The organism is Bacillus cereus group sp. BfR-BA-01356, from assembly GCF_022663635.1.
In the GTDB taxonomy this organism is placed as follows: Bacteria; Bacillota; Bacilli; order Bacillales; family Bacillaceae_G; genus Bacillus_A; species Bacillus_A cereus.
Window position 1 is genome coordinate 44,676 of the sequence record NZ_JAKUFX010000024.1, and the last position, 11,857, is coordinate 56,532.

The following is an 11,857-nucleotide window of genomic DNA, read 5'->3' on the forward strand; positions in this document are numbered from 1 at the left end:
TTTTCAGAACTTTAATTTGATAGGTGAGGAAAGCTTCTCTCACCTATCAATTATTTATTTCACAAGCGCTATAAGAGATTTTAATTTCCCTGCTGCATGGACATAAGCTCTCGCCGACGCTTCCAATACGTCTTGCGCAACTCCGAAACCTGATATTTGGTGACTACCTTCTTTTAATTCAACATGAACGTGAGCAAGTGCATCTTGACCTTGTGTAATAGATTGTATGCGATAATCTGCCAATTCACATTCTAATCCTAAAATTCTTTGAATCGCATTGTATATCGCTTCAATACTACCAGAACCAGTGGCTGCATCTTCATATACATTTCCTTCCTCATCCTTCAACACAACTGTTGCGCATTGTGTACTATTTGATACGAAATGCACTTGTAATTGCGTAATGTTATATTGCTGAGCTGCAAATGCTGCTTCACCAAGCATAAGTGCGCGTAAATCTTCTTCAGTAATTTCCTTTTTACGATCAGCCAATTTTTTAAATGCTTCGAATGCCGCATCTCGCTCTTCATTTGTAAATTCATAACCAAGCTCTTTCATTTTTTCCGTAAACGCATGACGGCCAGAGTGTTTCCCAAGTACAAAGAGATTTTGAGATTCTCCTATAAGCGCTGGTTCGATAATTTCATAAGTTGTTACTTCTTTTAAAACCCCGTCTTGGTGGATGCCCGATTCATGAGCAAATGCATTCGCTCCAACGATTGCTTTATTTTTCGGTACAACCATACCCGTTAACCTGCTTACTAATATACTCGTCGCCTTAATTTCTTTTAAAGTCATCGAAGGCTCTGCTTTATAAAAATCTTTTCTAATATGAAGAGCTACCGCAACTTCTTCTAACGCTGCATTCCCTGCTCTTTCTCCAATGCCATTAATCGTTCCTTCTACTTGCAATGCTCCCCCTTCAACCGCAGCTAACGAATTTGCTACTGCCATACCAAGATCATCGTGACAATGACAAGAAAAAATCGCTTTTTCATATGATGGAACGGATTCTTGTAAGTATTTAAAAAGAGAATAATACTCTTCCGGATTTGTATATCCAACTGTATCCGGAATATTAATTACATTCGCTCCTGCTCGAATCGCAATTTCTACTGCTTCAGCTAAAAATGCTCTCGATGTTCTTGTCGCATCTTCTGCAGAAAATTGTACTGTCGGAAATAATGATTTTCCGAGCGTAACCGAGCGATGAATACTATTTAACACATCTTCTTTTGACATACAAAGTTTATATTTCATATGAATATCACTCGTAGCTAGAAATACGTGTAGACGAGGAGATACAGCGCCTTTCACAGCTTCATATGCTCTTCGAATGTCACTTTCTTTCGCTCTAGCTAAACTCATAACCGTAGCATTTTGAATTGTATTCGCAATACGTTTTACCGATTGGAAGTCGCCTTCGGAAGCTGCCGCGAATCCAGCTTCCATTACATGAATACCAAGCCTCTCTAATTGCCTAGCAATTTGTAATTTCTCTTGTTCATTTAAATTTACTCCTGGTGATTGTTCGCCATCACGAAGCGTTGTATCCATGAACAAAACCTGCTTCATATTATTTAACCCCTACCTTTACTCGCGGCTGTACGAAAGGCATCATTTCACGTAATTTACGTCCAACTACTTCGATTTCATGTTTATTCTCTTTCTCATTTGTCGCATGGAAATTTGGTCTTCCTGCTTTATGTTCTGCAATCCACCCTCTTGCAAATGTACCATCTTGAATTTCTGCTAATACTGCCCCCATCGCTTTCTTCGTATCTTCAGTCACAACGCGTGGTCCTGATACGAAGTCTCCCCACTGCGCTGTATCTGAAACTGAATATCTCATATTTTCAAGTCCACCTTCGTACATAAGGTCAACGATTAGCTTCAATTCATGTAAACATTCAAAATATGCAAGTTCAGGCTGATATCCCGCATCAACTAACGTTTCAAACCCTGCTTTTACAAGTGCAGTCACTCCGCCGCAAAGTACAGCTTGCTCTCCAAACAAATCTGTTTCTGTTTCTTCTTTAAACGTCGTTTCTAGTACACCAGCTCTCGTTGCTCCAATTCCGTCAGCATAAGAAAGTGCTTTTTCAGTCGCAACTCCTGTTGCATCTTGATATACTGCAAATAATGCAGGAACAGCCCCGCCCTCGGCGAACGTACGGCGTACGAGATGCCCTGGTCCTTTTGGCGCTACTAGAAATACATCTACATTAGCTGGTGGTTTTACTTGATCAAAGTGAACATTAAATCCATGTGCGAACACGAGAGAGTTTCCAGCCTGTAAATTTGGTGCAATTTCAGCTTCATATACTTCTGGTTGTAATTCATCAGGCAATAGAATCATTACTACATCAGCTTTTTCCGCAGCTTCTGCTACTGTATATACAGAAAACCCATCTTCATTCGCTTTATCCCAAGACTTACCTTTTCTTAAACCTACTACTACATCAAATCCGTTATCACGTAAATTTTGCGCATGCGCATGACCTTGCGAGCCATATCCGATGATTGCTACTTTCTTTTCCTTTAATACATTTACTGTTACATCTTTCTCATAATAAACTTTTGCCATTTTCATTTCCCCCTATATTTAAATGATTATTGAATTAACATAACTTGCTTATCTTGTTTTTTCATACTACGTGTAAATGCTGTTACACCTGTTCTAGCAATTTCTTTCAAACCGTATGGACGAAGTAATTCAATTAACGCTTCTACTTTATCTTGCGTACCTGTTACTTGCACAACTATGGAATCCTTCCCAACATCTATTACAGCGGCTCGAAACGGTTCAATTAAACTATATAATTCTGCCCTCGCTACAGAAGTTGCTACTTTAATAAGAGCAAGCTCTCTAGCAATCATCGCTTCTTCTGTAATATCTGATACTTTCAGAACATCAATTTGCTTATGCAGTTGTTTAATTAACTGCTCCACTTGCTGTTCACTTTCAACGTGTACAACAATCGTCATTCGCGATATATCTGATGATTCTGTATGACCTACTGAAATACTTTCAATATTAAAATGTCTTCGTGTCATAACCCCTGTAATTCGGTTTAACACACCACTTTGATTTCGAACTGTCGCTGTAACAATTCTCTTCACCCTTTTTCCACTCCCTCCATTTGGTGAACACCTTTTCCTGGCGCAACCATCGGCATAACCTTCTCTGATTGAAGTACACGACAATCAATTACGACTGGCTCTTGTAATTCGATCGCATGCTGGATTTGCTTCTTTGCAAGAAGTGGATCGTCAATACGAACACCTTTTATGCCATATGCATTTGCAAGAGCGACGAAATCTGGTTGGCATGGTAATAAAGAATGTGAATATCTTTGATTGTAAAATTCATCTTGCCATTGTCTTACCATTCCTAAAGCTTCATTATTTAAAATAAATACTTTAACGGGTAAAGCGTGTTCTTTTAATACACTTAATTCTTGCAGAGTCATTTGAAACCCAGCATCACCAACAATTGCAATAACTAATTCTTCAGGCTTTGCAATTTGCGCACCGATTGCTGCTGGAAATCCGAACCCCATCGTTCCTAGTCCACCAGAAGTTACCCATTTATCTGGATTTTTCAGTGGATAATATTGCGCTGCCCACATTTGGTGTTGCCCAACGTCTGTTGTTACAATCGCTTCTCCCTTCGTAATTTCATATAGCATATCAATCGCATATTGAGGTTTAATACTTTCAGAATTTCTTTTATAAGAGAATGGATATTTTTCTTTTCTATTCTTTAATAAAAAGAGCCATTCATGATGATTTTCTTTCTTTCCTTCTGATTGAAGCAATACTTCTAACGCCTGCTTAGCACTTGCAACAATAGGAATCTCTGTTGGCACATTTTTCCCGATTTCTGCTGGATCAATATCGATATGTGCAACAGTCGCCCCTTTAGCAAAAAAAGCTAAATTTCCAGTAAGACGATCATCAAATCTCGCGCCTATATTAATGAGTAAGTCGCATTCATATAATGCCATATTGGCTGTATAAGAACCGTGCATTCCCCCCATCCCTAGAAATAGTTCATCATCTGGTGGAAAACCACCAAGTCCAAGTAATGTATGCACAACAGGGATTTCATATTTACGAGCAAAACTTGTCAATTCTTTCGAAGCTTTCGCATGCAATATACCCGCTCCAGCTAAAATTAACGGTTTTTTTGCGGTTTCAATTACTTTGAGTAATTTGTTTATTTGAAGTAGATTCGGTTCATAATTAGGGTTATATCCTGGTAAATCCATTTGTACATTGCTACATCGCCCACCTTTCTCGACTACCATATCTTTCGGAAGGTCAATAACGACTGGTCCTGGTCTTCCTGTTTTAGCAATATGAAATGCTTCTTTAATAATTCGAGGTAAATCTGAGGCCTTTCGCACTTGATAGTTATGTTTTGTCACTGGCATCGTAAGTCCCATAATATCTGCCTCTTGAAAAGCATCGCTCCCAATTAACGTTGTTGCTACTTGGCCTGTAAATACTACAAGTGGCAATGAATCAATCATCGCATCAGCTAGACCCGTAATTACATTTGTAGCACCTGGTCCACTCGTTGCAATTACAACCCCTGGATTCCCTGTAATTCTGGCATACCCTTCAGCAGCGTGAATTGCCCCTTGCTCATGCCTTGTTAAAATATGCGGAATTTCACAATCATACAATGCATCATAGAGAGGTAAAACGGCACCACCCGGATAACCGAAAATCACTTCTACGCCTTCCTTTTCTAGCGCTTCTAACAATAGCTGTGCACCAGTTTCCAGTTTCTCTTCCGTTTTTGAAGACATTGTTCTTATAAGCCCCCTTTTTCAACCTTTTATACAATAAAAAAATCCTACGTCCACACTCCAGCTATGTGCTGAAGGGACGAAAGATTTCGCGGTACCACCCTTCTTTGCAAGAATACTCTTGCCTCAGTGATCCATAAATGGATCTAGCTAATAACGGAGCTACCGTCTAAGCCTAGACAAATGCTTTAGCTTAGCACTCAAGGGCGATGTTCGTCGACGTGAACCATCGGTTTTCAGCAACCACCGACTCTCTGTGAGGCTTCACAATCAACTACTCCTCCCTATCAACGCTTTCTTATGTTAAAAAAGTTGTTATCCAACTTTATTTTCTTCGTAAATTTTCTCTCCATCTTCTACAACTAACTTACGAAACTCTTCTAATAAACGGTTCGTATGTGGACCTGTTTGCCCTAAGCCAATCGTTCTACCATCTACTGTCGTAACAGCAATCACTTCAGCAGCTGTTCCTGTTAAAAACACTTCATCAGCTACATATACATCATGTCTTGTAAATAACTCTTCTCTTACGTCATACCCAAGTTTTTCGCCGATTTCTAAAATGGCGTTTCGTGTAATACCTTCTAACGCTCCAGCAGAACTTGGTGGTGTAATTAATTTATTTCCTTTAACAATAAACACGTTATCTCCTGATCCTTCAGCTACATATCCTTGATCATTTAACATAAGCGCTTCTTGTACTCCAGCTAATTTCGCTTCAATACGAACTAAAATATTGTTTAAGTAATTTAAAGATTTTACTTGAGGGGATAAAACATCGGGACGATTTCGGCGCGTTGCAACTGTTACAACTGGAATCCCTTTCTCATAATATTCTTGTGGGAATAAAGATAATTGTTCTGCAATTACTACTACATTCGGCTTCTTACATGAATCGGGATCCAATCCAAGATTTCCTGCTCCTCTTGATACAACAAGGCGAATGTATCCATTAGATAATTTATTTTGTCGAATCGTCTCAACAACAATATTTGTTACTTCATCTAATGAATATGGAATTTCTAAAAGGATTGATTTTGCTGATTCATACAACCGGACAAGATGCTCTCTCAAACGGAAAACATTACCGCTATAAACTCTAATTCCTTCAAACACTCCATCGCCATATAAATAGCCATGATCATATACTGAAACTTTTGCCTCATCTTTTGGAACAAATTCTCCATTTAAGAAAATCCATTGCTCATTCACTAGAAGCGCCTCCTATGTTCTATGAATTTTTTATTGTTTCCTAGTTTACTCTCCTTTCTAAATAAATCAAGTGAATTTTTAGAAAATTTATAATTTTTAATCATACGTACTTCTTTACTTATACTGATTTAACAACATTGTTAACGTTTACAAAAAGTCAAAAAATTTTTTTCGCCAATTTCCACTAAAAAAATATTTGTTTAAAAGAAGGATTTTCATCAATTGATACGAATCTATTGTATTCAATAAACGGACGTCCGATTTTATAAATCCGGAAATATATAACGACTTTTGCTGAAAAAGGGGGAAAATAACAAAAATAGCGCTGTCTAAAAATAACATTCATATTTTTCATTTCGTAATCATAATCCTATTTTTAAAAAACAATTTGTCAAAATGAAGGAGGAAATAAATATGGCGTGTGTACAAATTAAAGGAACGAGACAAGAGGTAGTAGAAATGCTGCAATTATTTGATCTAATGGATACGAAAGGTTTTTGTAAATTCGATAATTACGTAGAGGTAGAACCAAATACGCAAGAACATAATCATTTTATTGCTTCAATCGACATCCATTCAAATACTTCTTCAGCACAAGATACATTATTAAACGATCAATTCGTTAGTCAAATGCTTACTGGCGTATATAACGACTAAACAAAGATTTACTTCCTACCGTCTTTTCATAAATATATGCAGTGAACTTGAGCATACTAGCAATTAGATGGTAGGGAGGTGAGAATTATGGCTAGAATTGGCGTTGAAAACTCATTAACAGACGTTCAACAAGCTCTTCAGCAACAAGGTCATGAAGTTGTTACACTTAACTCAGAACAGGATGCACAAGGGTGTGATTGTTGCGTTGTAACTGGGCAAGATTCTAATGTGATGGGCATTGCAGATACATCAATTAAAGGATCAGTCATTACAGCTCACGGTTTAACAACAGATGAAATTTGTCAACAAGTTGAAAGTCGCACTTAAAAAATGAAAGAGGACTCCTTTTAAAAGGAGTCCTCTTTTTTATATTCACCTAACGGGAAAGTAACATATACTGGATGAAAGCCCTACCTCTCTCTCATCATTACGGTTCCACTGACCGCTCCTTGATTCACTAGTATACATATATAGCTTACAAATACAATTTATAGGGTTTGTTCACAAAAGTTGTTGATAAAATTACCCGATCTTTCGCAAACTTTTCGTATTGCATTCATAAGAGATATTTACTTTACACTAGCTGTAACCGAGACACAAATTAAAATTCTAACACCAATACAATAACTTGTCAACTTTTTTCCGCAAATTAAAAACAGACATTAACGGTTTGTCTGTTTTAGAATGGAGCTTTTTCTTTTATTACATATACAACAAAGCCGCTTACTAACATGAATAAGCCAACTACTAAGTTTTTGATATTAATCATAAATTCCTCTCCCTTATTCCACACATCATATATATTTACATTTCAATTATTCCGATCATCCTAAAGCGCACTTTTTCTAATATATCATAATTCCTAAAAAATGCAAGTTCACTTTTGACGACCATTCACAAATTTATCTACAGTGCTTGGTACAGTATTTAAAGCCTTTTCAATTAAATGTGTACTGCTGTTGAGATGTAATACTTGCACCCCATTAGAACCAACTACTAAAAAAGCTACTGGACTAATGGAAACCCCAGCCCCGCTTCCTCCTCCAAATGGATGCCCTTGTTTGTTCTCTTTATGCTGATTTTGCCCACCGTTATGTTTTTCAGTAATGAAATCCCCTTTAAAATCACTTCCACCAGCTCCAAAACCAAAAGCCACTTGAGATACTGTTAATACTACATTTCCGTCAGCTGTTGAAACCGGGCTCCCAACAATTGTATTTACATCTACCATCTCTTTTAAATTTGTCATTGCCGTTTTCATTAAATTTTCAATTGGATGTTCCATTATGTATTGCACCCTTTCCTCATTATTCCTTTTTATATTTTCCAAAATAGAGGAAGTCATACTAACTTTTCCTATTTCAAGAAAACATTTTCCTCCTTTTAAAAGATACTACTCCCTGTACATGCTCCGGTATAGTGAAACTTTAATCAGTGGGATGTGCACGTTTCTCGACTCCCACAAATAGCGGGATAAAAAAGAAAAAGAGATACATACTACTATTGAACCTTGTTATGAAAGGAGTCATGACTTTGACTGAGAAATTTGATGATTATAAAAGAAAAGATAGAATAGATAGTGATTATAGTGACTATAAAGAAGAGTACGCCGCTGAGGTTGCACCACAACGCATTGATTATGATTACGATGATAAAGACGATAAAGATGTTGTAAAATCGTCCGCTGCTGGATCAACTGCTGGTTTTATCGCTCTTGCGCTATCTATCTTATCGCTATTTACATTTCCAACACTATTTGGTCTTGTTTCTGTTTTACTCGGTATTTACGCTTATAATCGCGGAGCTACTGTAACTGGCGGTATCGCTGCAGTTGTCGGTGGAATTGCTGCACTTATCGCAATTTTATTCCGAGTAGCACTTATTGGTCTATTGTTCTCCCTGTTCTAAAAAAGAAAAAGGTATCTCGCTTAACGCGGGATACCTTATCCTGTAAACACATCTTCCGATGGATATTTTATTTTTTGTTTTGCTGGTCGCGCTAAAGAGAACACAAGTGTTAATGGTCCAATTAATCCGCAGAACATAACAAACATAATAATACATTTTCCGAATGCCGATAGCTTTGCAGTAATTCCCATCGTTAATCCGACTGTGCCAAACGCTGATATTGTCTCAAATAATAATTGAATAAAGCTGAAGTTTTCTGTAAGCATTAATATGAATACCGCTGCTAAAATAAGTATTTGACTGGCAACAGCAATCGCTAAGGCCCTCGTTACTGTCGACATTTTAATTGTACGCTGAAATAAAACAATTTCCTCCTTTTTTCTAAAGAAAGAAAGGACAGATGTAATTAAGATAACAAACGTCGTTAATTTAATTCCTCCACCTGTCGATACACTTCCTGCACCAATAAACATTAAAATCATCGTAAATAATATAGATGATTCTTCCATACCTCCATAGTCAACCGTATTAAATCCAGCTGTCCGCGGAGTAATACCTTGAAAGAAGGAAGCCCATAGTTTTTCATTTAAAGATAAATTCCCTAACGTCTTCACATTATTATATTCCAATACAAAAATTACAATCATTGCTATAACATTTAGCACTACTGTTCCAATAATCATTATTTTTGAGTGAAGTGATAATTTTCGAAAACTGCGGCTATACCATATATCAATTAATACGGTAAAACCGAGTCCCCCAATTACAATTAAAGAGCAAATCCCAATATTAATAATGGGATCCCCTACATATCTTGTTAAATTATCTGGCCATAAAGCAAATCCTGCATTATTATAAGATGCAATTACATGAAAAATACTATAATATAAACCTTTTCCAAAACCAAACTCTGGAATAAAGCGAAACGATAAAAAGATGACCCCAATAAGTTCAATACAAATCGAAAATATAAAGACACGCTTTACTAATTTTACAAGACCACCTATATTTGTTTGATTAAATGCTTCTCCAATTAATAAACGATGGCGTAATCCGATTTTTTTACCTAGTACCCAAACAATTAAAATGGCAATTGTCATAAGACCTAGACCACCTGTTTGAATTAAAAACATAATAACAATTTCGCCAAACATCGTAAATGTACTTGCTGTATCCACTACTCCCAAACCAGTTACGGTCGCTGCTGACGTTGCTGTAAAGAAAGCATCTACCCAACTAATATGTACTTTCGTTGCGAATGGTAATTTTAATAACAAACCGCCAACCACAATTAAGCAGAAAAAGCCTAATGCTAATATTTGTGGTGGGTTTAATCGTATAAGACGATTATACAGCCCTTGTTTTTTTGTTACGTCCATATCACTAACTCCCTTATTAAAGTGAAGCTTTCCCCTCATACAATAAAAAGCTTTTTAAAAGCCCTTAAATAATTGGGACAAACCTTATATTCTCATAATATAGTTGAGCATAATCCTTTTTTTCATAGATTACAACTTTTATTTATATTCAGATTCCTTTTCGTTTTATGCTGGGAAAACTCTATATCCTAACTCAATATTGCTAGCAATAACAATTTCATATGTACTATTTTTCAAATCCCCATATCTTTCACTCTATGTTCACATAGAGGTCACATCCACCTTTTATAGTATATGTATCGAAGCTGTTCCTCCCTAATTTATAAGACATTCCCCAGTGTCTTTGAATAGCTTCCATCCCTAATTAAATTGACATAAATTGTCCCCTTCCTTGACCATCTTATAAATGATGGTCTTATTTTTTTGTTTTCTCTATCTTTTATTCCGCTATTTGTGGGCAATAAACGCCCGATTGGTTAAGGCTAATAATCAACAGGGGATGAACAAAAAACACTCATTAAATTTTCATTTTATTTAAAACTCCCTCTCTCTTTCACTCTATATTCACACAGAGGTCACATCTACCTTTTATAGTATATGTATCGAAGTTGTTCCTCCCTAATTTATAAGACATTCCCCAGTGTCTTTGAACAGCTTCCATCCCTAATTAAATTGACATAAATTGTCCCCTTCCTTGACCATCTTATATATGATGGTCTTATTTTTTTGTCTTTCTATCTTTTATTTAAAACTCCCTCTCTCTTTCACCCTATGTTCACATGAGAGTCACACCTATCTTTTATAGTATATGTATCGAAGTTGTTCCTCCCTAATTTATAAGACATTCCCCAGTGTCTTAAAGCAACTTCCATCCCTAATTAAATTGACATAAATTGTCCCCTTCCCTTGACCATCCTATGTGATGGTCTATTTTATTTTCCAAACACAAAATCTGTCTATCTACACTTAAAAAAATTAAAAATTCAGAAAATATTGTCAAATTAGGTATTTTTTCGGTATAATTACTTTAGAAAGAAATTTCGCAAAAACAAAAGGGGGGATTTTATTGAAACAAACAAAAGCAATCTTAATCGCATTATTTCTAGGTCTAGTTGTTGGACTCACTCTAAATTTAGCTGCTCCATCTATCTTTGAGCCACTAAATCAATATGTGTTCAACCCAATTGGTCAATTGTTTATTCGACTTATTAAAATGCTAGTTGTTCCTGTTGTGTTCATTTCTATCGTACTTGGTGCTGCCGGCCTTGGAGATCCGAAACAACTTGGAAGAATCGGTTTAAAATCAATTTCATTCTTTCTCGTAACAACTGCGGTTGCCATCTCTATAGCGGTTACATTTGCACTTATTATAAAACCAGGAGCTGGCGGTAATTTTAAAACAGAAGGTCTTAAGTATGAAGGTGCAAAAACTGAAACATCTTTCGTCGACACATTGCTAAATATCGTACCAGATAACCCAGCAAAAGCGATGGCTGACGGAAACATGTTACAAATCATTGCCTTTGCCGTATTGATTGGACTCGGTATAGCTATTTTAGGAAAACGAGTTCAAGGTATCCATTCATTACTTGAACAGGGCAACGAATTAATGATGTATCTTGTTAATCTCGTTATGAAATTAGCCCCAATTGGAACATTCGGTTTGCTCGCTTCATCCGTTGGTAAAATGGGGCTTGCAGGCGTCGCTGCGATGTTCAAGTATATGATTGTCGTTATGTTAGTACTCATTATTCACGGGGTCTTTGTATATGATATGCTCCCCCTATAGTAGACAGAAAAAAGAAAGCTTTATATCCTGTCTACTATAAGGGGGATTTTTTTATGGGGAAAATTAGAAGAACATATGATGAAACATTTAAG

General features: G+C 36.6%; 11 protein-coding genes, 1 pseudogene and 1 other annotated feature. Of the genes and pseudogenes, 4 read left to right on the plus strand and 8 right to left on the minus strand.

Annotated elements, in window-relative coordinates; translation table 11 throughout:
• Positions 1 to 54: 54 nt before the first annotated feature.
• The 5 genes from leuA to ilvE form a co-directional block, all read right to left on the minus strand.
• Complete coding sequence (gene leuA / locus MR168_RS11315) at positions 55 to 1,575, minus strand: 2-isopropylmalate synthase (RefSeq protein WP_000815753.1); 1,521 nt, start codon at positions 1,573 to 1,575, stop codon at positions 55 to 57.
• A gap of 1 nt (position 1,576) precedes the next feature.
• On the minus strand, positions 1,577 to 2,587 hold the full coding sequence (gene ilvC / locus MR168_RS11320; protein ID WP_001151741.1) for a ketol-acid reductoisomerase: 1,011 nt from the start codon (positions 2,585 to 2,587) through the stop codon (positions 1,577 to 1,579).
• Between the two features lie 26 nt (positions 2,588 to 2,613).
• Positions 2,614 to 3,123: an acetolactate synthase small subunit gene (gene ilvN, locus MR168_RS11325; RefSeq protein WP_000822952.1), complete on the minus strand. Its 510-nt coding sequence runs from the start codon at positions 3,121 to 3,123 to the stop codon at positions 2,614 to 2,616.
• Positions 3,120 to 4,820, minus strand: a complete 1,701-nt coding sequence (gene ilvB, locus MR168_RS11330; protein WP_242291263.1) for an acetolactate synthase large subunit — start codon at positions 4,818 to 4,820, stop codon at positions 3,120 to 3,122. Before ilvB ends, ilvN begins: the two co-directional genes overlap by 4 nt.
• Positions 4,821 to 4,892: 72 nt before the next feature.
• Positions 4,893 to 5,120 (minus strand) — a binding site (T-box leader).
• Positions 5,121 to 5,135: 15 nt separating this feature from the next.
• A complete protein-coding gene (gene ilvE / locus MR168_RS11335) occupies positions 5,136 to 6,032 on the minus strand; it encodes a branched-chain-amino-acid transaminase (protein ID WP_001005486.1) in 897 nt (298 codons plus the stop codon).
• Positions 6,033 to 6,446: 414 nt separating this feature from the next.
• On the opposite strand from ilvE, the gene MR168_RS11340 reads away from it, so the two are divergent.
• Both MR168_RS11340 and MR168_RS11345 read left to right on the plus strand, forming a co-directional pair.
• Positions 6,447 to 6,689: a DUF3911 family protein gene (locus MR168_RS11340; RefSeq protein WP_000752513.1), complete on the plus strand. Its 243-nt coding sequence runs from the start codon at positions 6,447 to 6,449 to the stop codon at positions 6,687 to 6,689.
• Between the two features lie 87 nt (positions 6,690 to 6,776).
• Entirely contained in the window at positions 6,777 to 7,016 is a 240-nt protein-coding gene (locus MR168_RS11345; protein ID WP_000101022.1) for a YkuS family protein, read from the plus strand.
• Between the two features lie 352 nt (positions 7,017 to 7,368).
• On the opposite strand, the gene MR168_RS11350 is transcribed toward MR168_RS11345, so the two are convergent.
• Positions 7,369 to 7,458 carry a hypothetical protein gene (locus tag MR168_RS11350; protein ID WP_000608227.1) on the minus strand — a complete coding sequence of 30 codons (90 nt, stop codon included), beginning with the start codon at positions 7,456 to 7,458 and terminating at the stop codon, positions 7,369 to 7,371.
• 108 nt (positions 7,459 to 7,566) lie between these two features.
• Positions 7,567 to 8,034, minus strand: coding sequence for a GerW family sporulation protein (ytfJ, locus tag MR168_RS11355; protein ID WP_000204234.1), 468 nt, complete (start codon positions 8,032 to 8,034; stop codon positions 7,567 to 7,569).
• Positions 8,035 to 8,222: 188 nt separating this feature from the next.
• Here ytfJ and MR168_RS11360 point away from each other — a divergent pair, with 188 nt between their 5' ends.
• Positions 8,223 to 8,597 (plus strand): hypothetical protein, encoded by a 375-nt coding sequence (locus MR168_RS11360; protein ID WP_000136541.1) that lies wholly within the window; start codon positions 8,223 to 8,225, stop codon positions 8,595 to 8,597.
• 35 nt (positions 8,598 to 8,632) lie between these two features.
• On the opposite strand, the gene MR168_RS11365 is transcribed toward MR168_RS11360, so the two are convergent.
• Positions 8,633 to 9,976: a TrkH family potassium uptake protein gene (locus tag MR168_RS11365; RefSeq protein WP_000383526.1), complete on the minus strand. Its 1,344-nt coding sequence runs from the start codon at positions 9,974 to 9,976 to the stop codon at positions 8,633 to 8,635.
• Positions 9,977 to 11,042: 1,066 nt separating this feature from the next.
• On the opposite strand from MR168_RS11365, the pseudogene MR168_RS11370 reads away from it, so the two are divergent.
• Positions 11,043 to 11,747, plus strand: a pseudogene (locus tag MR168_RS11370) (dicarboxylate/amino acid:cation symporter); the annotation flags it as partial.
• Positions 11,748 to 11,857 lie beyond the last annotated feature (110 nt).

Bases quoted from the DNA above. Each gene is read 5' to 3' on its own strand.
- ilvC (WP_001151741.1), bottom strand. From the start codon at position 2,587: ATGGCAAAAGTTTATTATGAGAAAGATGTAACAGTAAATGTATTAAAG.
- leuA (WP_000815753.1), bottom strand. From the start codon at position 1,575: ATGAAGCAGGTTTTGTTCATGGATACAACGCTTCGTGATGGCGAACAA.
- MR168_RS11345 (WP_000101022.1), top strand. From the start codon at position 6,777: ATGGCTAGAATTGGCGTTGAAAACTCATTAACAGACGTTCAACAAGCT.
- ytfJ (WP_000204234.1), bottom strand. From the start codon at position 8,034: ATGACTTCCTCTATTTTGGAAAATATAAAAAGGAATAATGAGGAAAGG.
- MR168_RS11350 (WP_000608227.1), bottom strand. From the start codon at position 7,458: ATGATTAATATCAAAAACTTAGTAGTTGGCTTATTCATGTTAGTAAGC.
- MR168_RS11365 (WP_000383526.1), bottom strand. From the start codon at position 9,976: ATGGACGTAACAAAAAAACAAGGGCTGTATAATCGTCTTATACGATTA.
- ilvB (WP_242291263.1), bottom strand. From the start codon at position 4,820: ATGTCTTCAAAAACGGAAGAGAAACTGGAAACTGGTGCACAGCTATTG.
- MR168_RS11340 (WP_000752513.1), top strand. From the start codon at position 6,447: ATGGCGTGTGTACAAATTAAAGGAACGAGACAAGAGGTAGTAGAAATG.